The sequence below is a fragment of the Bradyrhizobium sp. CSA207 genome (genome assembly GCF_029051685.1).
Lineage (GTDB): Bacteria > Pseudomonadota > Alphaproteobacteria > Rhizobiales > Xanthobacteraceae > Bradyrhizobium.
In genome coordinates this window covers 1-22,236 of sequence record NZ_JAACFT010000030.1, presented here as the reverse complement: position 1 = coordinate 22,236, position 22,236 = coordinate 1, and the positions used below count along the sequence as shown (strand labels likewise).

The window sequence follows — 22,236 nt, the reverse complement described above, 5'->3', positions numbered from 1 at the left end:
CTCCGGAACTGCCCCCTAAACCAAAACGGCGCCCGAAGGCGCCGTTTTATCATTTTCGTAGCAGATCAGTGAGCGGTCAGGCCGCCGGCGGCTTCGTCGCCGTCCGGCTTCACCGTCACCTTGGTGTCCTCTTCCCAGACGATCGGCACGGGTTTCTTCACCAATGCCTTGGCAACGACGTCATCCAGCCGCGAGACCGGAATGATCTCCATGCCGCCCTTGATCGCATCGGAAATCTCCGTGAGATCCTTGGCGTTGTCCTCGGGGATCAGCACCGTCTTGATGCCGCCGCGGGCAGCGGCGAGCAGCTTCTCCTTCAGGCCGCCGATCGGCAGCACCCGGCCGCGCAGCGTGATTTCGCCGGTCATCGCGACGTCATGGCGGACCGGGATGCCGGTCATGACCGAGATGATCGCAGTGGCCATCGCAACGCCCGCCGACGGGCCGTCCTTCGGCGTCGCGCCTTCCGGCACGTGCACGTGGATGTCGCGCCGGTCGAACAGCGGAGGCTCGATACCGTAGACGATCGCGCGCGAACGAACGTAGGACGCCGCCGCCGAGATCGATTCCTTCATCACGTCACGCAGATTGCCCGTGACCGTCATCTTGCCCTTGCCGGGCATCATGACGCCTTCGATCGTCAGCAGCTCGCCGCCGACGTCGGTCCAGGCAAGGCCGGTGACGATGCCGACCTGCGGCTCGCTCTCGATCTCGCCGAAGCGGTACTTCGGCACACCCAGAAACTCTTCGAGAGACTTCTCGGTGACCTTGACCGACTTCTTCTTGGAGATCATCAGCTCCTTCACTGCCTTGCGGGCGAGTGTCGAAAGCTCACGCTCCAGATTACGCACGCCCGCTTCGCGGGTGTAGCGGCGGATCAGAAGCAGCAGCGCGTCGTCGTCGATCGAGAACTCCTTGGAGTCCAGACCGTGCTTGGACACCGCGTTCGGGATCAGGTGCTTGCGCGCGATCTCGACCTTCTCGTTCTCGGTGTAGCCCGCGATCCGGATGATCTCCATGCGGTCCATCAGCGGTCCCGGAATATTGAGCGTATTCGCGGTCGTGATGAACATCACGTTGGAGAGATCGTAGTCGACCTCGAGATAGTGGTCGTTGAAGGTCGCGTTCTGCTCGGGGTCCAAAACCTCGAGCAGCGCCGAGGACGGATCGCCGCGGAAGTCGGCGCCCATCTTGTCGATCTCGTCCAGCAGGAACAGCGGATTGGACGACTTGGCCTTGCGCATCGACTGGATGATCTTGCCGGGCATCGAGCCGATATAGGTGCGGCGGTGACCGCGGATCTCGGCCTCGTCACGCACGCCGCCGAGCGAGACGCGCACGAACTCGCGGCCCGTCGCCTTCGCGATCGACTTGCCGAGCGAGGTCTTGCCGACGCCGGGAGGCCCGACGAGGCACAGGATCGGTCCGGTCAGCTTGTTGGCGCGTGTCTGCACCGCCAGATACTCGACAATGCGGTCTTTGACCTTCTCAAGCCCATAGTGATCCGCATCCAGAACCGCCTGTGCGGCTTCCAGATCCTTCTTCACCTTGGACTTCTTGTTCCACGGGATCGACAGCAGCCAATCCAGATAGTTCCGCACGACGGTCGCTTCCGCGGACATCGGCGACATCTGGCGCAGCTTCTTCAATTCGTGCTGCGCCTTCTCGCGCGCTTCCTTGGAGAGCTTGGTCTTGGAGATCTTCTCTTCGAGATCAGCGAGCTCATCGCGGCCTTCGTCGTCGCCGAGCTCCTTCTGGATCGCCTTCATCTGCTCGTTGAGATAGTACTCGCGCTGGGTCTTCTCCATCTGGCGCTTGACGCGCGAGCGGATGCGCTTCTCGACCTGGAGCACCGAGATCTCGCTCTCCATCAGGCCCAGCACCTTCTCCAGGCGCTGCGTGACCGACAGCGTCTCCAGGATGCCCTGGCGATCCGCGATCTTGACGGCGAGATGCGAGGCGACCGTATCGGCGAGCTTGGCGAAATCGGTAATCGCCTGCACGACGCCGACGACCTCGGCCGAGATCTTCTTGTTGAGCTTCACATAGCTCTCGAAGTCGGACACGACCGAGCGCGCCATGGCCTCGGCCTCGACCGACTTCGCATCGGTGTCGGCGAGTGCAATCGCAGTCGCTTCGTAATAGTCGGCGCGATCGGTATACTTCTGCACGCGCGCGCGCTCGAGCCCTTCGACCAGCACCTTCACGGTGCCGTCGGGAAGCTTCAAGAGCTGGAGCACGCTGGCAAGCGTACCGGTCTCGTAAATGGCATCGGGCGCTGGATCATCGTCGGACGCGTTCTTCTGCGTCGCGAGCATGATCAGCGCATCGTTCTTCATCACCTCTTCGAGCGCGCGGATCGACTTCTCGCGGCCGACGAAGAGCGGCACGATCATGTGTGGGAAGACGACGATATCGCGCAGCGGCAACACGGGATAAGCGTGCGTTTCGCCATGGACGATGGTTGGCCTGGGTTTTGGATTGGTCATGGCCTTTTCCTTTTGCTTTGCCCCCTTGCACGCAGCCCGCCATGCTCATGCGCAACCGCCACAAGGTGCCGAGGTGATCCGCAAAACCGGTCGGTCCTTCGCAGGGTCGGACCGGGCTCTGCCGGATCGGAACTGAGGCGAATCTTGAAGAGAATTGTTACTCGCCGCCGACATTAGGTGGCTATCGACCCGGGGGGTGTCAAGTCATTGAAAAACGCGCGCCATCAGGCGCTTACGCACGCGGACAAGCGACGCAACACCAGCTGCGGAGATACGTTCCGCAGCCGTCATTTCTGACAGGACGATTAGAGCTCTCAGCGCCCTTGGCTCAGGCGCTGGCGTTCTCGACGGCGCGATCGGACCGATCGGCGTAGATGTACAGCGGACGGGCCGTGCCTTCCACGACTTCGCGCGAAATCACGACTTCTTCCACACCTTCGAGGCCCGGCAGGTCGAACATGGTCTCGAGCAGGATCGCCTCGAGGATCGAACGCAGGCCACGCGCGCCGGTCTTGCGCTCGATCGCCCTGCGGGCAACCGCGCCAAGGGCCTCGTCGGCGAACGTCAGCTCGATGTTCTCCATCTCGAACAGCCGCTGGTACTGTTTCACCAGCGCGTTCTTCGGCTCGACCAGGATCTTCTTGAGCGACGTCTCGTCGAGATCCTCCAGCGTCGCCACCACGGGCAAGCGGCCGACGAACTCGGGGATCAGGCCGTACTTCAGGAGATCCTCGGGCTCGACGTGACGGAAGATCTCGCCGGTGCGGCGGTCTTCCGGCGCCAGCACCTGAGCGGCGAAACCGATCGAGGTCGAACGTCCGCGCGCCGAGATGATCTTCTCGAGCCCGGAAAACGCACCGCCGCAGATGAACAGGATGTTGGTGGTATCCACCTGCAGGAACTCCTGCTGGGGATGCTTGCGGCCGCCCTGCGGCGGGACCGAAGCCACCGTGCCTTCCATGATCTTCAACAGCGCCTGCTGCACGCCCTCACCCGACACGTCGCGCGTGATCGAGGGATTGTCGGATTTGCGACTGATCTTGTCGATTTCGTCGATATAGACGATGCCGCGCTGGGCGCGCTCGACGTTGTAGTCGGCGGCCTGGAGCAGCTTCAGGATGATGTTCTCGACGTCCTCGCCGACATAGCCGGCTTCGGTCAGCGTTGTCGCATCGGCCATCGTGAACGGCACGTCCAGGATGCGGGCGAGCGTCTGCGCGAGCAGCGTCTTGCCCGAGCCGGTCGGACCGATCAGCAGGATGTTCGACTTCGCGAGCTCGACGTCGTTGTGCTTGGTCTGGTGGTTGAGGCGCTTGTAGTGGTTGTGCACCGCGACCGACAGGACCTTCTTCGCATGGCTCTGGCCGATCACGTAATCGTCCAGCACCTTGCAGATTTCCTTCGGCGTCGGAATGCCGTCGCGCGACTTGACCAGCGAGGATTTGTTTTCCTCGCGGATGATGTCCATGCAGAGCTCGACGCACTCGTCGCAAATGAAGACCGTGGGACCCGCGATCAGTTTGCGGACTTCGTGCTGGCTCTTGCCGCAGAACGAGCAATACAGCGTGTTCTTGGAGTCGCTCGTGCCGACCTTACTCATTCATGTCTCCGTCCGCGGTTCGATCCCGTCCGCTCGATCGCTCTATTCCGGCACGACAGCCGGTACAGACCATCAAATAGAGCAAATTCCGTACCAAAAAAGACCCTACGCGTTGCATCCCGTGCGAATCACGGTCGCTCGATTCTCCGCGATCATAGTCGATCAATCGTAGCCAACCATGCTGTCACCCGACTATCAAGAATTCGCTAATCGGGGGGCCGCCGGCTACCCGTGACAATACCGTGATTTCAGGTCTTGGCACGGGCGAAGTGATCGAAATCACCCCGGCGTTGCTGGATTACCACGAAAAACAAGCACGAAAGCGGAACCTTCCGCCTGCCGCGGGGCGCAAAGGTACTTTTTGCGCCCGTGCGAAGTGAGCCGTTAACGCCAACGGCGCTCCGACGATCCCGAAATCCCAACACCTATTCCAAGGAGCTTCCAAGGATCGATATTGCAGCCCCCGGTCGTGTTACGGGGCCTTCGTGCCCGCCGGCTCCTCGGCGCGCTTGTCGATGACCTTGTCGACCAGGCCGAACTCCTTGGCGTCCGACGCGGTGAGGAACTTGTCGCGTTCCAGCGCATCCTCGATCGCCTTGTAGGTCTGGCCGGTGTGCTTCACATAGATCTCGTTGAGCCGCTTCTTCAGGTTCAGGATTTCCTGGGCGTGCAGCATGATGTCGGTGGCCTGGCCCTGGAAGCCGCCGGAGGGCTGATGCACCATGATACGCGCGTTCGGCAGCGAGAAGCGCATGTCCTTCTCGCCGGCGGCGAGCAGCAGCGAGCCCATCGAGGCGGCCTGGCCCGTGCACAACGTCGAGACCGGGGGGCGGATGAACTGGATGGTGTCGTAGATCGCAAGGCCCGACGTCACCACGCCGCCCGGCGAGTTGATGTACATCGAGATTTCCTTCTTCGGATTTTCCGCTTCAAGGAACAGGAGCTGCGCGACCACCAGGGTCGACATGCCGTCCTCGACCGGCCCGGTCAGGAAGATGATGCGCTCCTTCAACAGGCGCGAAAAAATGTCGTAGGCGCGCTCGCCACGGTTGGTCTGCTCGACCACCATGGGCACGAGGTTCATGTAGGTTTCAACCGGATCGCGCATGAGTCACCTAGGTTTTTCGGACGCGGACGTCGCCACTCTTGGCTGCCAGTTTCCTGGCTGGATTTGCCTGAAGGGCGACGAACGTCCCGTGATGCAGGAACTTTGGTAGAGGGCGAAGCCACAGATATAGCCCAATTCGCGCCAGACAAGTGCGGAGCGCATTAAGGCTTAATCGTCGCGGCAGTTGAAGCTGATTCGCGCAAAGAGGCCCAGCCGGCCACCTGGCTAGTTGGGCCTGTTACGCAGATCATCCTTAATAGAAGGCGTTCTCAACGCCCTCAGGCGGCGGTCTTTTCCGCTTCGTCGTCCTTGTAAAGGTCCTCGCGCGAGACCTTCTTCTCGGTCACGTTGGCGAGTTCGAGGATGAAGTCGACGACCTTGTCCTCATAAATCGGTGCACGAAGCTGGGCCAACGCTTGGGCGTTGCTGCGGTAATAGTCCCAGACTTCCTTCTCGCGGCCCGGCATCGAGCGCGCCCGCTCGATCACGGCGCGGCCGACCTCGTCGTCGGTCACGGTGATCTTGTTCTTCTCGCCGATCTCCGACAGCACGAGGCCGAGCCGCACGCGGCGGTCGGCGATCTTGCGGTACTCTTCCTTGGCGGCATCTTCAGTGGTGTCCTCGTCGGCAAAGGTCTTGCCGGCGGAGTCCATCTCGGCCTTGACCGAGTTCCACATCAGATTGAACTCCTCGTCGACGAGCGAGGGCGGCGCCTCGAAACGATGCGCCTCGTCGAGCTTGTCGAGCAGCGCGCGCTTGACGCGCTGGCGCGTCGCGGTCGCGAACTCCGCGACCAGCCGCTCGCGCGCAGCTTCCTTGAGCTTGTCGAGCGATTCCAGGCCGAGCGTCTTGGCGAACTCGTCGTCGATCGCGACGTCCTGCGGCGCCTCGATCAGCGTCGCGGTGGTCTCGAACTCGGCCGGCTGGCCGGCCAGCTTGTCGTTCATGTAGTTCTTCGGGAACGACACCTTCAGCGTACGGGTCTCGCCCGCGCCGATACCGGTCAGCTGCTCCTCGAAGCCGGGAATGAAGGTGTTGGAGCCGATCACGACCTGGATGCCCTCGCCGGCGCCGCCCTCGAAGGCCTCGCCGTTGATGGTGCCCTTGAAGCTGATGGTGACGCGGTCGCCGGATTCGGCCTTCGCGCCCTCGGCCTTCGCGGCGTAGCCGCGGTTCGAATCGGCGATGCGCTTGATCGCCTCGTCGACATCCGTGTCGGAGACTTCAGCAACCGGCTTCTCGACCTGGAACGACTTGAAGTCGGCGAGTGCGATCGCCGGCACCACTTCGATCGCGACCGTGTAGGTCAGGTCGGACTTGCCCGACAGCAGCTCCTCAACCTCGGCCTGCTCGGTCGGCATCGTGATCTTCGGCTCGGTTGCGAGGCGGAAGCCGCGCTCGGAGAAGAGCTGCGTGTTAGTGTCGCGGATGGTCTGGTCGATGGTCTCGGCCATCACCGAACGGCCATAGACCTTCTTCAGGTGATTGACCGGCACTTTGCCGGGACGGAAGCCGTTGAGGCGAACCTTGTCCTTGAGATCGACGAGCTTGGCGCCGGCCTTGGCGTCAAGATCAGACGCGGGAACGCTGATCTTGAATTCGTGCTTCAAACCTTCCGAGACGGTTTCTGTGACCTGCATGGCGTCCAATCTTCTTCTCGTTCGGTCCCGGCGCGTTGCGCGTCGGGACGCTGTCATCAATCGATCCAGCGCGCGAGGCCAATGCCCCTGCGCCAGTGGGTTCATCGGACTTAGCTCCTTGCGGAAAAACATCCGCGAGGAACAGGCCCTTCAGTAATCCGTGCAAACGCTGAAAGCGCTTGGTGCGGGCGGAGGGACTCGAACCCCCACAACTTTCGTCACTGGAACCTAAATCCAGCGCGTCTACCAGTTCCGCCACGCCCGCGAGAATTTGCATCAAGACCGGCCGCGATGCCGCGGGCGGCGGGCTTATAGCATGGGCCCGCCTGTTCGCAGCAAAAAAATGGCCGTGTCGACGCTCACTTCAACTAGGCATGGCGACTGGACTTATCCAGCGCAGCATGGTCGGGATCGCCGCATGAGAATGCGGATTTTTGTCCCCTCCCGACGCGAGGTCCTGGCCGGCCTGGGCGCCTCGGCGGCGGGGGTGATTGGCGGCGGTGCAGCCCCGTCGGTTACCGCCCAGCTCGCCCTCCAGGCCCGCCTCGCGAGTCTGGTTCTGAGGCCGGCTCAGCCGGCTACACCAATCTGGGAGCTGGCCGCCGTAAGCCATATCGGGAACGTCCACCTCAAGCGCGGGGACCGCTGCGAGGTGGTGTTTCGCAACGACCTGCCTGTACCGCTTGCTCCAGTCTGGTACGGCCTTAATGGCGCGGCCGCGGCCGATCCGCTGCGGGGGCGCGCGCCAACCCCGCCAGACACGACTGAAACATCAATCATTTCAATACCAAGCGCAGGAACCTTGCTGGCTGACTTTCGTCTCTTCGAGGACGGCCTGAAGGCACCCGGCCGCCCGCTTCCGGTCATCGCCGAGGAGGCGAGCCGCGCGGCAGTCGACCGTGACGAGGTGCTGTTGATCGAGGAATGGCGCCTGCGGCCGGATGGGACCGCGCTTCCCCCGGGCCGAGACCCGAAGGACACTCAGCCGCTCTATACGATCAACGGGCAGACTTCATTTGAACTCTCAGCTGCAGCCAACGAGCGGTTGCGGCTACGCTTTATCAACGGCTCCCAACGCACTGTCCTGGCGATCAAATTGGAAAACCACGACGTCCGCGTGATGGCCATGGACGGACAGCCCGCCGAGCCGTTCCCGGCGCGCGGCGGCGCTGTGGTGCTGGCCCCCGGCGCGCGCGTCGACGCATTTGTGGATGCGGCCACATCGGCCCCGTTCCTGCTGCACGACGGCAAGGAGGCGCGCCAGGTCGGGAGCCTCACGATCTCTGGCACACGGGAGCGGCGCGTCCCGCTGTTTGATCCACAGCCCCTCCCGTCGAACGGTCTCCCTGAGCAGCTCGATCTGAAAGGCGCCCTGCGGTTCGATGTCGCGCTCGGCGCACCCGACGCCGGTTGGACACGGCCTGCAAGCTTCTCCACCGCGTCTGCCCCCGCCTTCCGCGCCAGGGCCGGCCGCACCGTCGTGCTGGCACTCAAGAATCCCGGGGCTGTCACCACCGTCTTCCACCTCCACGGCCATCATTTCCGCCTGCTCGACCGGCTCGACGATGGCTGGAAGCCTTACTGGCTCGACACGCTCGCAATCGAGCCAGGCCAAACCCAGCGCATCGCGTTCGCCGCGACCTCACCCGGACGATGGCTGATCGAATCCGTCGTGGCCGACTGGGCGGCGCCGCTGCTGGTGCGCTGGTATGCGGTGGAGTGAGCGCTAGCTAGTACTCCACCCCCAACGCACTATAAACTCGCCGGTGCACCGCCGGCAGCGTCTCGGTCAGGTCTTCCGCGATCAGGCCTGGCCCTGCCTCGCTGGCCGCCTCGCCGTGCATCCAGACGCCGATGCTGGCGGCCTCGAACGCCGGCACGCCTTGCGCCAGCAGCCCTGCGATGATGCCCGAGAGCACGTCACCGGCGCCCGCGGTAGCGAGCCAGGGCGGCGCGTTGGCGGCGATGGTGGCGCGGCCGTCGGGCGCGGCGATCGTTGTGTCCGGGCCCTTCAGCAGCACGACGGCGCCGGAGCGCTCGGCCGCGGCGCGGACGCGCTCGAGCTTGGAGCGGTGCGGATATTTGTTGCTGAGGTCGGAGAACAGCCGCGGAAACTCGCCCTCATGCGGTGTCAGCACCACCGCATTGTCCTGCGAGGACTTGATCGATTCAAACAATCGCTCGGGGTTTGCGGCAAAGCTCGTCAGCGCATCCGCATCGAGCACCAGGTGCCGCTGCGCCGTGAGCGCGGTGTGGACGAAATCGCAGGTGCGATCGCCGATGCCCGCACCGGGGCCGATCATGCAGGTGTTGTAACGCTTGTCGCCGAGCAGCTCGCCGAATTCGACCGCAGTATCGACCGGGCGAACCATGACCGCCGTGAGCGCGGCCGCATTGATGGCGAGCGCATCGCGTGGGCTCGCCAGCGTCACGAGGCCCGCGCCGGCGCGCAAGGCCCCGCGGGCGGCGAGCCGCGCCGCGCCGGTCGCGGCGGCGTCGCCCGAGACTGCCAGGACGTGGCCCCGCGCAAATTTGTGGCCGTCGATGCGGGGCACCGGAAAAGCTGCGCCCCAGAAATCCGGATCGTTCTCGAAGATCTGCGGCCTGATCTCGTCCAGCACCTGCGCGTCGATGCCGATATCGGCGACACGCACGGCACCGCAATGCACCCGCCCCGGCAGCAGCAGATGCGCCGGCTTCTTGCGGAAGAAGGTGACAGTCTCAATGGCGTTCACCGCGACGCCCATCACGGCAGCGCTGGTGCCGTTGATGCCGCTCGGCAGGTCGACGGCGAGCACCGGCGCGCCGTTGGCGTTGATCGCTTCGATCATCTCGTGCGCCTCGCCGCCAACGGCGCGGCTCAGGCCTGCGCCGAACAGCGCATCGATGATCAGCGCCGGCCTGCCGATCGCCTGCGGATTAAACGGGAGCACCGGGTGCTTCCAGCCGCGCGCGGCGGAAGCTGCATCGCCCTGAAGCTGATCGCGCTCGCACATCAGGATCACCGAGACCTCGCGCCCCTGGGCGGCAAGCTCGGCGGCTGCGACAAAACCGTCGCCGCCATTGTTGCCGGGGCCGGCCACGACGAGGATCGGCCCCTCCTCCACCAGCGCATTGGCGGCTTCGGCGACCGCCTGGCCGGCGCTCAGCATCAGCTTGAAGCCGGGCGTGCCGGCCGCAATGCTGAGCTGGTCGGCCCGCTGCATTTCAGCGTTGGTCAGAACTTCCATGCCACTTCCCTGGTACAAACGCCTCTTCAACAGGCATCTTCCGTGCCGATCCCATATATGGGAATAGACGCCTGCACACACATTGACCGTTTGCCTATTTCGTAGTCTTCGGTATTTTGGGCCGGTCGGCTCCACCTATCAGAGATGCTCGTTAAAGGGCTGATAACGCTCCAACAATCAGGGCATTTGCAACTTGGCATAGACCCTGCTTTCGAGGAAGCCGCTTCGGTTCGTCGTGCTCACTGGCATATATGTAAGGTGTGGCCGGCCGCCGCCGGGTTGGTCAGGCATCCCGGCACAGCGAAGACAAGTTCGTGCGTGAGAAAAGCGCATCCTGACGAAGACGTTGCTATTTGTTCGAAAGGCCGGGAGGCGCGCAGTGAAGAAAATCGAAGCCATCATCAAGCCGTTCAAGCTCGACGAGGTGAAGGAAGCGCTTCAGGAAGTCGGCCTTCAGGGCATCACCGTGACGGAGGCCAAGGGTTTCGGCCGCCAGAAGGGTCATGCCGAGCTCTATCGCGGCGCAGAATACATCGTCGACTTCCTGCCCAAGGTGAAGATCGAGATCGTGATCGGCGACGATCTGGTCGAGCGTGCGATCGACGCGATCCGCCGCGCCGCGCAGACCGGGCGCATCGGCGACGGCAAGATTTTCGTCTCCAATATCGAGGAGGCGATCCGCATCCGGACCGGCGAATCCGGGCTGGACGCTATCTGAGCCGGGTGCTATCCCGCATTTTGCGACACTCTGACAAGAAATAAGGCTGCTTCGGCGGCCTGAATTCGTTTGTGCGGTCGCGCAAAACTCGCCGAAAGCGAGAATAATTTTGCTCATCTGGAAACCGACCCGCAGAGCCAAAAGGGGTATGCATGAAGACCGCCAAAGACGTCCTGAAATCGATCAAGGACAACGACGTCAAATACGTCGACCTGCGCTTCACCGATCCGCGCGGCAAGTGGCAGCACGTGACGTTCGACGTCAGCATGATCGATGACGACATTTTCGCCGAAGGGACGATGTTCGACGGCTCCTCGATCGCCGGCTGGAAGGCGATCAACGAGTCCGACATGTGCCTGATGCCCGATCCGGTGACCGCGACGATCGACCCGTTCTTCGCCGAGACCACCATGGTCATCACCTGCGACGTGCTCGAGCCGACCACCGGCGAGCCCTACAACCGCGACCCCCGCGGCATCGCCAAGAAGGCCGAAGCCATGGTGAAGTCGATGGGCGTGGGTGACACCGTCTTCGTCGGCCCCGAGGCCGAGTTCTTCGTGTTCGACGACGTGCGCTTCTCCTCTACCCCCTACAACACCGGTTTCCGGCTCGACTCCTCGGAGCTGCCGACCAACACCGACACCGAATATGAAGGCGGCAATCTCGGCCACCGCATCCGCACCAAGAGCGGCTATTTCCCGGTCCCGCCGCAAGACTCCGTGCAGGACATGCGCTCGGAGATGCTCGGCGCCATGGCCAAGATGGGCGTCAAGGTCGAGAAGCATCACCACGAGGTCGCATCCGCCCAGCACGAACTCGGCATGAAGTTCGACACGCTGACGCTGATGGCCGACCATTTGCAGATCTACAAATACTGCATCCATCAGGTCGCGCACATCTACGGCAAGACTGCCACCTTCATGCCCAAGCCGGTTTATGGCGACAATGGCTCGGGCATGCACGTCCACCAGTCGATCTGGAAGGACGGCAAGCCGGTGTTCGCCGGCAACAAATATGCCGACCTCTCGGAGACCTGCCTCCACTACATCGGCGGCATCATCAAGCATGCCAAGGCGATCAACGCCTTCACCAACCCGTCGACCAATTCCTACAAGCGTCTGGTCCCCGGCTATGAGGCCCCGGTGCTGCTCGCCTACTCCGCGCGCAACCGTTCGGCGTCCTGCCGCATTCCCTACACCGCTTCGCCGAAGGCCAAGCGTGTCGAGGTGCGCTTCCCCGATCCGCTCGCCAACCCCTATCTCGGCTTCGCCGCGATGCTGATGGCCGGCCTCGACGGCATCAAGAACAAGATCGATCCGGGTCCGGCGATGGACAAGGACCTCTACGACCTGCCGAAGGAAGAGCTGAAGCAGATCCCGACGGTGTGCGGCTCGCTTCGCGAGGCGCTCGAAAACCTCGACAAGGACCGCGCCTTCCTCAAGGCCGGCGGCGTGTTCGACGACGACTTCATCGACGCCTATATCGAGCTGAAGATGACGGAAGTCGAGCGCTTCGAGATGACCCCGCATCCGATCGAGTTCGACATGTACTATTCGGGCTGATCGGGCCCGACTGTATCTGACAAGCAAAAGGCGCTCCGCGAGGGGCGCCTTTTCGTTTGAGGAGCGTAGGATGGGTAGAGCTCTTGCAAGGCCGCTCCTGCAATCTATGCGGCATTCAAACGGTACGGCCTGATCAACAGTTCAGCAGGCACTTTCCAGGCTTCGCTAATCTTGAAGATCATCTCCACCGTCAGCGCACGCCTTCGGTTCAAAATCTCGGAGGCGCGCGAGCGGGAGCCCAGCAACTCAGCAAGCTCCGCCTGTGTATGCCCGCCCTCATCGATCAGGTAGTTCAGCATGTCGACTGGATCGATGCGCGACGTGTCGATCGGCCAATGCTCGTTCTCGTATTTTTCAACGAGCGTCGCAAGGATATCGAGCTTATCGCCGTCGTCGGTCCCAGGATCGGCTCCCCAGAGCCGCTCGATCTCGGCGATCGCCGCATCATGATCGGCTTCGGTACGGATGGGATGGATTTCCATGATAGCTCCTCAGTACTTTGCAACCGTCAGCGCATCGACCTTGTCGTATTCTGCATGGCTGCCGATGAACTTGATGAAAGCGATCTGATGTCTGAACGAGAACGAGACGATCAGCCGAAAGTTACCTCCGGCAATTTCAAACCTCGCCCGCTCGCCGTTCAGAACGACGACCCCAGGAACGGTCACCTGGACCTCATTCATCGAACTCCACTTGGCTGCCTTGACCAGTGTCACCCATCGGGTCAGCGCAGGCTTTGCCTTGGGATTTACCGCCGAGAATTTGGCCAAAGTGGATTGCTTGATGATCCTCACAAAGCATATTCCCATATTGGGAACAATCCGTCAAGCGCGCGTTACACCCCTCGCGATCCGGGCGCCACCCTCGCCGCAATACCGGACAATCACGTTGCCTCCCGCCGCGGAATCAGATGATCGAGCAGGCCTGCCGGCAGCGGGAAGACAATTGTTGACGACCGCTCGCCCGCGATGTCGTGCAGAGCCGCGAAGTAACGCAACTGCATCGCCTGCGGCTCCTGCGCGAGGATCCGGCCTGCCTCCACGAGTTTTTCGGCGGCCTGTTGTTCGCCCATCGCGTTGATCACCTTGGCGCGCCGCAGCCGTTCCGCCTCCGCCTGCTTGGCGATCGCGCGCACCATGGTTTCGTTCAGATCGACGTCCTTGATCTCGATCCCGGTGACCTTGATGCCCCAAATGTCGGTCTGCTTGTCGAGGATCTCCTGAATGTCGGCGTTCAATCTGTCGCGTTCGGCGAGCATCTCGTCGAGTTCGTGCTTGCCGAGCACCGAACGCAGCGTGGTCTGGGCGAGTTGGCTGGTGGCAGCCATGTAGTCGCCGACCTTGATGATGGCGCGCTCGGGATCGACGATGCGGAAGTAGAGAACGGCGTTGACTTTGACCGAAACGTTGTCCCGCGAAATCACATCCTGGGGCGGCACGACCTGCACCATCACCCTGAGATCGACCTTGACGAGTTGCTGCACGATCGGGATGAGGATGAACAGGCCCGGCCCCTTCACCCCGGTGAACCGGCCGAGCGTGAAGATAACGCCGCGCTCGTATTCCCTGAGAATGCGAATGGCCTGGGTGAGAAACATGACGACGATCAGCGCAAGCACTGCGTAAACCGAATATTCAATCATCAGAGTTGACCTCCCTTGCCGTTCGCTGGATTCGGGCGCCGGACCACCAGCGTCAAGCCGGCGATATTGGCGACCTCGACCCTCTCGCCGGGCTTGAAGGTGTCAGCGCCACGCGCTTGCCAGCGCTCGCCATGCGTAAAGACGTGCCCCTCGTTCTCGTTCCAGTCGATGACTTCCGCGATGAGGCCTCGCATGGCTAGCGCGCCCACCCGTACCGGACCTTTGCGGGCGCGCCGAAGCGCGCCGAGCACGACGAGAACGAGACCTATGAACATCGCTGTCACGAGAGCGATGACCGACCACGACAGCCGGTAACCCGGCGCTTCGACCCTGATCAGCATGACGGCGCCCAGCACGAAGGCGACGACGCCGCCAAGGCCGATCACGACGGTCGGATTGAACGCTTCAATGGCGAGGAGCGCGATCCCGACCAGCATCAAGCCGAGACCGGCATAATTGATCGGCAGCAGGTTGAGGGCGTAGAGGCCGAGCAGCAGGCAGATGGTCCCGACCACTCCCGGAGCAACTGCCCCCGGGGACATGAACTCAAAGATCAGGCCGTAAATGCCGACCATCAGGAGAATGAACGCAACGTTGGGATCGGTGATAACCGCCAGGAATCGGGAGATCCACCCGGGATCGACGGCTTCGATGACCGCGTTCTGCGTCGCCAGGCGTTGCGTCTTGCCGCCCCCGACCTCGACCACGCGACCATCGATTTGCCTGAGCAAATCGGCCGGATCGCGCGCCACGAGGTCGATGGCGTGCGCCTCCAACGCGCCGTTGGCGGACAGCGTGGCGGCTTCACGGACCGCCTTCTCGGCCCAATCGGCGTTGCGGCCGCGCAGTTCGGCCAGGCTGCGGATAAAGGCGACGGCATCGTTCGTCGCCTTTGCCGTCATCGCGTCCTTCGGCTCATCCTTCTTGTCTTTGTTGTCCTTGTCGGGTGTGCCGCTCGGCAGGCCCGGAAGCGGTCCGCCAATCTGCACCGGCGTCGCGGCACCGATATTGGTGCCCGGCGCCATCGCTGCGATATGAGTCGCATAAAGGATATACGTCCCGGCGCTCGCTGCGTGGGCGCCTGCGGGCGCAACGTAGCCGACGACTGGAACGGACGAGCCGAGCACATCCGCGATGATCTCGCGCATGCTGGAGTTGAGGCCTCCGGGGGTGTTCATTCTCAGGATCACGATCTCGGCGTGTCGTTCGCCTGCCTTGACCAAGGCCTCCTTCACGTAGCTGGCCGACGCCGGTCCGATGGCCCCGTCGATCGTCACGTTCAATGCAAGCCGGCCGCTCTCCTCCGCTGATCCCGGAAGGAGGCAAAAAAGAAGAGCGACCATACCGATCGCCGCAACGAGAACCGCCTTGATGGTCTGCACGGCAAGGGCTCCCTTGCCGAAGATATGGCGTCCCGTTCCGGAAGCTCAATGCCCGGATAAGGCATAAGGGGAATCATGGGCGCCGTTGTGCGATGCGATGGATTTGGGCAACCGAACGACTCTTGCTGCGAGCGCGCTGCAAACAGCGTTCACGAGATCTGCTCCAGGTCCGACTTGAGTGCGACCATGAAGCGGGCAGCTTCGCCGCCCGTCACGACGCGATGATCAAAGGTGAGCGACAGCGGCAGCGTTCGCCTCACGGCAGGTTGCCCCCGATGCGGGACCACGCGCTGTGAAATTCGCCCAGCTCCTATGATGGCCGTCTGGGGCGGCACGACGATCAGATTTGCGAACCGGCCGCCGATCATCCCGAAGTTCGACAGGGTAATCGTCGCGCCACGTAGCTCGTCAGGCGGTATCGAGCGCGCGATCGCATCGGCCCGCAGCCGGTCAAGCCCGATCCGCAAGTCCGATACGCTGCGCTCCGCGACATTGCGCAACACAGGAACAATCAGGCCGCCCTCGGTATCCACGGCAATGCCGAGATCGACACGCGCCATGAGACGCCGTTCGCCTGCGCTGGGATTGTACCAGGCATTGAGCGCGGGCTCCGCCGTGCAGGCGGCAGCAATGGCCCGCACCAGACGGATCGTTACGTCCTCTCCGGTCGGCCAATCGTCGATGTCGGCTTCATCGGTCACTGTGGCGGGAACAACTTGCGCATGGGCTGTTGCCATGCGCTGGGCCATGGCACGCCGAGTGCCTCGGAGGGGCTCGGCGCTGCCGGCTTGGGACGCGATCTTCATCTTCGCGGCCCGCTCGACATCGGCCCGCGTGACGGTGCCGCCAGGTCCCGTGGGCTGCACGCTCTCAAGATCGACGTCGAGCTTGCGCGCGAGTGCCCGTACAGCCGGAAACACCTGCGGTCCAGTCAGGGGCTCGGAAGGCGTTCCTGAAGCGGGCAGATGTTCGCCGCCGCCGAGCTCGCCAACGATGGTGCCGGTGTCCCGTTCGGCGCCCTCGGCAAATTCGACGAGCGGCGCGCCGACCTTGACGATATCGCCCTTGGCGCCAAACACGCGTGCGATGCGCCCGCTCGACGGAGATGGTATCTCAACCACCGCCTTGTCAGTCTCGACAGAAACGAGGGGCTGATCGGTGACGACGTGATCGCCCTCGCCGACATACCAACTCACGATCTCCGCCTCCTCGAGGCCTTCTCCAAGATCCGGCAATGTGAACTGGCGCATGGCCCAAGTCCGCTAAGATCAAGTCCGCTAAGATCAAGTCCGTCAAAATCAAGTCCGTTGACACCTAGCCGAACTGGCAGACCCTGCGGGCGGCAGTCATGACGCGTTCGACCGAGGGCATATAGTATTGCTCCAGGCGCGCCATCGGAACGACGGTGTCGTAGCCGGTGACGCGGGTCACAGGCGCAAGCAGTGAGGACAGGCGGCGCTCGGCAATTGTAGCGGCGATCTCGGCGCCAAATCCGCCGGTCCGTGCGGCCTCATGCACGATCACGCAACGGCCGGTCTTGGCGACCGAACCGAGCACGGTGTCTTCGTCGTAGGGTTTGAGCGTGGCGAGATCGATGACCTCCGCCGCGATGCCTTCGGCGGAAAGTGCCTCCGCCGCAGCCATGGTTTCCTTCAACATGGCTCCCCAGCTGATCAGCGTGAGATCGCGACCTTCCCTCAAGACAAAAGCGGCATCCAACGGCAAGGCTTCGCCATTGTCCTCCACCTCGCCTTTAGCCGCGCGGTACAGGCGCGTCGGCTCGAGAAACACGACGGGATCGGGATCGCGGATAGCGGCCAGCAACAATCCATAGGCACGTTCGGGCGAGGAAGGCATGACGACGCGCAAGCCGGGAATATGGGCGAGCATTGCCTCGGTGCTTTCGGAATGATGCTCGGGCGCGCGGATGCCGGCACCGTGGGGCGTCCGCAGAACCATGGGACAGGTGAGCCGTCCCTGGGTCCGGTTGCGCAATCGGGACGCGTGGTTCACGAGCTGATCCAGGCAGGGATAGATGAACCCCATGAACTGGATCTCGCCGACCGGTTTCAGTCCCTGCGCGGCCATGCCGACGCAGAGCCCGGAGATCAGGAGCTCGGCAAGCGGCGTATCGAGCACCCGCTCCGTCCCAAACCGCTTCTGTAAGCCTGCCGTTGCGCGGAAGACGCCGCCGTTGACGCCAACATCCTCGCCAAGCACGACCACGTCAGGATCATCCTGCATCGCGCGAGCGAGGGCCAGGTTGATGGCTTCGACCAGTGTTGCCTCAGGCATCGGGTTCTCCCGCAAGTTCGCGGCGTTGCGCGGCATAGGCCTCGGGCAGATCGGCATAGAGGTGGTCGAACATGGTTTCGGGACGGCGCGGCGCCGTTGCCAGATAGCGTTCGGCTGCCGCCTCGACGCGCGCATGGCACTCGGTGGCGAGCTGCTCCTCATCCGCCTTGCTCCACATTTTCTGCGCCACGAGATAGGCCCTCAGCCGCGCGATCGGCTCTTCCTTCCAATGCGCCTGGACCTCCTCTGCCGAACGGTAGCGTGCGGCGTCGTCCGAGGTGGTATGGTCGCCGAGCCGGTACGTGACCGCCTCGATGAACCGGGGTCCATTGCCGTCGCGGGCGGCGGCAATGGCCTCCTCACTCGCGGCCCGCATCGCCACCACGTCACTCCCGTCGACCTGCTCTCCGATAAAGCCTGCGGCGATCGCCTTCTGTGCCAGCGTTTCGCACGCGGTCTGCTGTCGCAACGGTACCGATATGGCCCATTGATTGTTGGCGACGACAAAGACGAGTGGCAATTTGTGCACGCCAGCAAAATTCATCGCCTCATAGACGTCGCCTTTCGAGGTGGCACCATCGCCGAACAAGCACACCGCGACACGCGGTTGCTTGCGCAGCTTGAGGGCGTAGGCGACACCGGCGGCATGCGGCGCCTGGGATCCGACCGGAACACAGAATGGGAAATCGTGAACCGGCCCCGAAAACCGGTTGCCGCGTTCGTCGCCGCCCCAGAACAGGAGGATCTCCTCCAGCTTGACGCCGCGCCAGAGCAGAGCCCCATTGTCGCGATACGACGGCAACAGCACGTCCTCCTTCCGCATCGCACTGGCAATTCCGACCGATACGGCCTCCTGGCCGAGCGAAACGGCGTAAGTCCCAAGCCTGCCTGTGCGCTGCAACGCAACAGCCTTCCGATCAAACAGGCGCAGCAGCACCATTGACCGGTAAAGCTCAGTCAGCAGCCTGGAATCGGAGGCGAAAGAAGGAAGCGGCCGCTGGATCGAACCATCTGGCGCGAGGTAGTTGCGATGACGCACCTCGAAGCGCGCGATGACAGGGAGATCCTGATTTACCCTTCGGCTGGCCACGCTCTCGCTCCTGGAGCGATTGTGCCCTCTACAACTCACTCAGGTGGTGTTTGTGCCAGATGATGCAAGACCGCCGCGGGACTGCTCGGCAGGGTTCGCAATCCTTGCTGCACCGCCCGCTTGCCGCGGTCGATTCACACGATCATAGGTCGCGCCATTGAGAGGCATCAACGAATCGATGCGACTTTTCTGATGCAAGGGTGTTCTGATGCCGGGTCTTCGCGCGGCCCGCGGCCGCGGCGGCTCGACTTGGTATTATTGGAGTATTATTGGACCTTTGCGGCACGGCATGAACCGTCAGTGCTGGTTGGCGGCCGGCTTACTCAAAAATCGTGCGGCGTTCCCTCCCCACGCATATTGATTTGCCTCAAGCCCAACCCGGTCCAGATCGGCATCGTTGTGACTTCAGACCAACGCCGGAGGAACAGCCATGCGACGTCCAACCATTGCTGCAGCGCTGTTGTTTACTGCCCTGAACTATCCCGCATTCGCTCAGACGCCATCCGATCACGAGTCCCATCATCCGGGATCGGACCAGGTACCGGCGCCCGCGCAAACGACGCCCCCCGCAGGCCAGTCTGGAGGACGACAAGGCATGATGGGTGGGGGAGACATGATGGGTCACGCCATGAAGGGTCGGAGCACGATGAGTGCGGACGCGATGGGACCTCCGATGATGTTCCGCATGATGTTTGCACTTATGGACGCCGACGGCGACGGCGCCATCTCGTTGGCAGAGTTTCAGGCTGCCCACGAGCGAATTTTCAAGGCAATGGACGGCAATAAGGATGGCAAGCTCACGCCGGAAGAGATGCAAGCCTTTATACACGGAACTAGAAAATAGGTCTGACTGTCTGAGCTGCACCCCTTAAGTGAGACACGATAATTCCTGTGACAGGCATTCTAAGGATGACCTGTGGCAGCAAGAGCGAAGAACTATCAGTTTCGGACGGCCTACAAACTGAAGGCAGCTCAGCCTCTAGCAACGTATGGCGACAAGCGTTCTGCGCTCGCGCGCGCAAATGTCCGCATCGACGACGTTGCTGCTCGTCGCATCACGACGCCGCCTCCTCGCCGTCATTCCGGGATGCGTGCGCAAGCGCGCAGGCCCGGAATCCATCGGGCTGCGTATTCCGCCGCGCAATGCATCGCTCCCCGAGGAGAACACGAACGACACCGTTAAAACCATCCGCGTAGGGAAGGTCGGGCGATCGGCTACACTTGTGGTCCAACCCGTGTGCATTTCCGTAGCGCACGGCCAAGGGTGCCGCTGGCGCCGGGCCTTCCCTGCGCCCTTTGGTCTCCATTGGGCGGGACGAACCGCAAAGCTCGGGCAAAACCTGCCGCGAGACTACGAAGGCGTCTGCTATTCGGAAAGCCACTTGAAAGATCGATCGAGTTGAGTGAGACCGTCGATAACCATGTTGTTGGTTGTCGGAGGAAGCGCAGAGCCAATAGCTTTACCAAGTTCGGTCGAGGTATGTTTTCCTATTTGATTTGCTACAGACTCAGCGAAGCCCATCGATTGCCCCTAATAGAAGTTGAAAGGTGTACACAACGCCTTGGTTGCAAATTCTATTGGCGAAGTCGTCGGCTCTGTGCGGCAGCACGAACCTGGGTCCACGTACTATCGGGGGCTAGATTCATTCGCTTAAGCTTCCATCTCGCAAAGACGTAGGAAAAAGCGACGGCGAAGCCGATTACTAGGACGTTTCGCCACCAAGCAGCCTCAAACAATAGTAACCGGACGGCCGCAACGCTACCTCCGCACCACATCGCTGTAACGGTCGCGAAAGAACGCTCTTCGAACAGCTTCATCACAACCATCCGTCTTTGCTTAGCAAAATGCACCGGAAGGTTCTCATTAATCGAATCTCCAACAAAAGTTGAACCATATTCCGGTCGGATCCCGACACGTCGATCTCACTAGCAGAGAAACACATATTTCCAGCTCTCGGAGGCAACAGGAAACCCGTCGACCGAAATCAAATAGATCAACGTGCCAATCTACGTTGCAACTCGCATCCGCGGCCTTCCGATCGTGCCCTTTATCAAGCGCACTTGACCGACGAGCCTACGCCGCCGCTCGCTGCCGCTCCGCCAGCGCTTCGCCGAAGGCCTCGAACAGCCTGCGGTTGATCGGATTGTGCTGGGGGTCGTATTCGGCGTGCCATTGCACGCCGAGCGCAAAGGTCGGGGCCTCCGCGATGCGGATTGCCTCGATGGTGCCGTCCTCGGCGATGCCTTCGATCAGCACGCGCTTGCCGGGATCGAGGATGCCCTGGCCGTGCAGCGAATTGACCCGGATCCTCTCGCAGCCGAGCAGCTCTGCGAACGCCCCGCCGGGTGTGAGATCGACATCATGGCGGTCGGCAAAGATCACGGTCGGATCGGGATGGATCTCGCCGTTCTCCAGCCGCGGCATGCGGTGGTTCATACGGCCGGGAATTTCGCGGATTTCGGGATGCAGCGAGCCGCCGAAGGCGACGTTCATTTCCTGGAGACCCCGGCAGATGCCGAACAGCGGGATACCGCGGGCGACGCAGGCGACCGAGAGCGCCAGCGCGACCTCGTCGCGATGGATATCGTAGGGCTCGTGCTTCTCGCAGGGGTCGACGTTGAAACGGGTCGGGTGGACATTGGCGCGGGCGCCGGTGAGGATGATGCCGTCGACCGCATCGAGCAGCGCGGCGATATCGGTGATGTCAGGCGAACCCGCGAACATCAGCGGCAAGCCGCCGGAGACCTCGGCCACGGCGCGCAAATTACGCTCGCCGACCATCTGGACCTGAAATCGATTTTCGACGCGATGGGCATTCCCGATCACGCCGACGACCGGCTTTCTCATCGTCCGTTCCGACCTCCCGTAAGAAGATTCTCCAAACATGCCCTCCCGATAGAACAAATTCAACCGAAGGGATCGCGGGACGGCAATGCTATTTTCGCGCAGAGTCCCGCCCCAAGGGCCGACCAAGGGCCGGGTGAGGCCTCCTGCGCCCCGCTCCGGCTTGATCCCGGGCGGGATTTCGCGAAAGAGTGCCGCCCGCCCGCCGCCTTCGAAAAGGACGTGACGTGACCATTCCCGCAGACGAACGGCTCCGGACCCGCACCGATCTGGCTCGAGATCAGGCTTGGGCAATTTCGGTCGGCGGCATCGGCGTGGTGCTGTTCGCCGCGCTACTCGCCTTCACCTGGCATTTTGCCACCACCCTGCTGCTGATCTTCACCGGCATGCTGCTCGGCGTCGGTCTCAACGCGCTGACCAACGCGCTCGGCCGCCGCGTTCACCTGCCGCATACGTTGCGGCTTGCGATTGTCTGCGTCGCGCTTGCTCTGATGCTGGCAGGCGTGGCCTATCTCGGCGGGGCAACGATCGCCGAGCAGGCCTCCTTGCTCAGCAAAACCATCAAGTCGCAGATCACCAACGTCAGGTCATTCCTCGAGAACCACGGCATCGACACCAGCTTCTTCGATTTCGGC

18 protein-coding genes and 1 tRNA gene are annotated in these 22,236 nt (G+C 62.5%); 5 read left to right on the top strand and 14 right to left on the bottom strand.

What is annotated here, in order from left to right; genetic code table 11:
• Positions 1 to 65 precede the first annotated feature (65 nt).
• The 5 genes from lon to GWG65_RS29185 form a co-directional block, all read right to left on the bottom strand.
• Complete coding sequence (gene lon / locus GWG65_RS29205) at positions 66 to 2,489, bottom strand: endopeptidase La (RefSeq protein WP_247383686.1); 2,424 nt, start codon at positions 2,487 to 2,489, stop codon at positions 66 to 68.
• A gap of 328 nt (positions 2,490 to 2,817) precedes the next feature.
• A complete protein-coding gene (clpX, locus tag GWG65_RS29200) occupies positions 2,818 to 4,089 on the bottom strand; it encodes an ATP-dependent Clp protease ATP-binding subunit ClpX (protein WP_148743669.1) in 1,272 nt (423 codons plus the stop codon).
• 472 nt (positions 4,090 to 4,561) lie between these two features.
• Positions 4,562 to 5,197 carry an ATP-dependent Clp protease proteolytic subunit gene (locus GWG65_RS29195; RefSeq protein ID WP_148743670.1) on the bottom strand — a complete coding sequence of 212 codons (636 nt, stop codon included), beginning with the start codon at positions 5,195 to 5,197 and terminating at the stop codon, positions 4,562 to 4,564.
• Positions 5,198 to 5,475: 278 nt separating this feature from the next.
• Positions 5,476 to 6,837: a trigger factor gene (tig, locus tag GWG65_RS29190; RefSeq protein WP_275198972.1), complete on the bottom strand. Its 1,362-nt coding sequence runs from the start codon at positions 6,835 to 6,837 to the stop codon at positions 5,476 to 5,478.
• Positions 6,838 to 7,017: 180 nt separating this feature from the next.
• Positions 7,018 to 7,102 (bottom strand) — tRNA-Leu (locus tag GWG65_RS29185).
• A 153-nt stretch (positions 7,103 to 7,255) separates the two neighbouring features.
• Here GWG65_RS29185 and GWG65_RS29180 point away from each other — a divergent pair.
• Entirely contained in the window at positions 7,256 to 8,560 is a 1,305-nt protein-coding gene (locus GWG65_RS29180) for a multicopper oxidase domain-containing protein (RefSeq protein ID WP_275198971.1), read from the top strand.
• Positions 8,561 to 8,567: 7 nt separating this feature from the next.
• On the opposite strand, the gene GWG65_RS29175 is transcribed toward GWG65_RS29180, so the two are convergent.
• Positions 8,568 to 10,067 (bottom strand): NAD(P)H-hydrate dehydratase, encoded by a 1,500-nt coding sequence (locus GWG65_RS29175; RefSeq protein ID WP_275198970.1) that lies wholly within the window; start codon positions 10,065 to 10,067, stop codon positions 8,568 to 8,570.
• A 379-nt stretch (positions 10,068 to 10,446) separates the two neighbouring features.
• Here GWG65_RS29175 and GWG65_RS29170 point away from each other — a divergent pair, with 379 nt between their 5' ends.
• Both GWG65_RS29170 and glnA read left to right on the top strand, forming a co-directional pair.
• Positions 10,447 to 10,785, top strand: coding sequence for a P-II family nitrogen regulator (locus GWG65_RS29170; RefSeq protein ID WP_007603495.1), 339 nt, complete (start codon positions 10,447 to 10,449; stop codon positions 10,783 to 10,785).
• Positions 10,786 to 10,937: 152 nt separating this feature from the next.
• Complete coding sequence (glnA, locus tag GWG65_RS29165) at positions 10,938 to 12,347, top strand: type I glutamate--ammonia ligase (RefSeq protein ID WP_275198969.1); 1,410 nt, start codon at positions 10,938 to 10,940, stop codon at positions 12,345 to 12,347.
• Between the two features lie 104 nt (positions 12,348 to 12,451).
• Here glnA and GWG65_RS29160 read toward each other — a convergent pair whose 3' ends face one another.
• The 7 genes from GWG65_RS29160 to pdhA all read right to left on the bottom strand — a co-directional run bounded on the left by GWG65_RS29160 (position 12,452) and on the right by pdhA (position 18,756).
• A complete protein-coding gene (locus GWG65_RS29160; RefSeq protein WP_275198968.1) occupies positions 12,452 to 12,829 on the bottom strand; it encodes a helix-turn-helix domain-containing protein in 378 nt (125 codons plus the stop codon).
• A 9-nt stretch (positions 12,830 to 12,838) separates the two neighbouring features.
• The gene (locus tag GWG65_RS29155) at positions 12,839 to 13,141 is read right to left on the bottom strand and encodes a type II toxin-antitoxin system HigB family toxin (RefSeq protein ID WP_275198967.1); all 303 of its coding nucleotides are present in this window, start codon (positions 13,139 to 13,141) and stop codon (positions 12,839 to 12,841) included.
• Between the two features lie 89 nt (positions 13,142 to 13,230).
• Positions 13,231 to 13,992 (bottom strand): slipin family protein, encoded by a 762-nt coding sequence (locus tag GWG65_RS29150; protein WP_275199038.1) that lies wholly within the window; start codon positions 13,990 to 13,992, stop codon positions 13,231 to 13,233.
• Positions 13,989 to 15,371: a nodulation protein NfeD gene (locus GWG65_RS29145; protein WP_275198966.1), complete on the bottom strand. Its 1,383-nt coding sequence runs from the start codon at positions 15,369 to 15,371 to the stop codon at positions 13,989 to 13,991. The genes GWG65_RS29150 and GWG65_RS29145 overlap by 4 nt, the downstream gene beginning before the upstream one ends.
• 149 nt (positions 15,372 to 15,520) lie before the next feature.
• Entirely contained in the window at positions 15,521 to 16,621 is a 1,101-nt protein-coding gene (locus tag GWG65_RS29140; RefSeq protein WP_275198965.1) for a dihydrolipoamide acetyltransferase family protein, read from the bottom strand.
• A gap of 64 nt (positions 16,622 to 16,685) precedes the next feature.
• Positions 16,686 to 17,666, bottom strand: coding sequence for an alpha-ketoacid dehydrogenase subunit beta (locus tag GWG65_RS29135; RefSeq protein WP_275198964.1), 981 nt, complete (start codon positions 17,664 to 17,666; stop codon positions 16,686 to 16,688).
• Positions 17,659 to 18,756, bottom strand: coding sequence for a pyruvate dehydrogenase (acetyl-transferring) E1 component subunit alpha (pdhA, locus tag GWG65_RS29130; protein ID WP_275198963.1), 1,098 nt, complete (start codon positions 18,754 to 18,756; stop codon positions 17,659 to 17,661). The genes GWG65_RS29135 and pdhA overlap by 8 nt, the downstream gene beginning before the upstream one ends.
• Before the next feature lie 430 nt (positions 18,757 to 19,186).
• Here pdhA and GWG65_RS29125 point away from each other — a divergent pair, with 430 nt between their 5' ends.
• A complete protein-coding gene (locus tag GWG65_RS29125; protein WP_275198962.1) occupies positions 19,187 to 19,600 on the top strand; it encodes an EF-hand domain-containing protein in 414 nt (137 codons plus the stop codon).
• A gap of 1,230 nt (positions 19,601 to 20,830) precedes the next feature.
• Here the strand turns inward: GWG65_RS29125 and GWG65_RS29120 are convergent.
• Positions 20,831 to 21,604 (bottom strand): gamma-glutamyl-gamma-aminobutyrate hydrolase family protein, encoded by a 774-nt coding sequence (locus GWG65_RS29120; protein WP_275198961.1) that lies wholly within the window; start codon positions 21,602 to 21,604, stop codon positions 20,831 to 20,833.
• Positions 21,605 to 21,828: 224 nt separating this feature from the next.
• Here GWG65_RS29120 and GWG65_RS29115 point away from each other — a divergent pair.
• On the top strand, positions 21,829 to 22,236 hold a 408-nt coding region (locus GWG65_RS29115), incomplete at its 3' end, for an AI-2E family transporter (protein WP_342760678.1).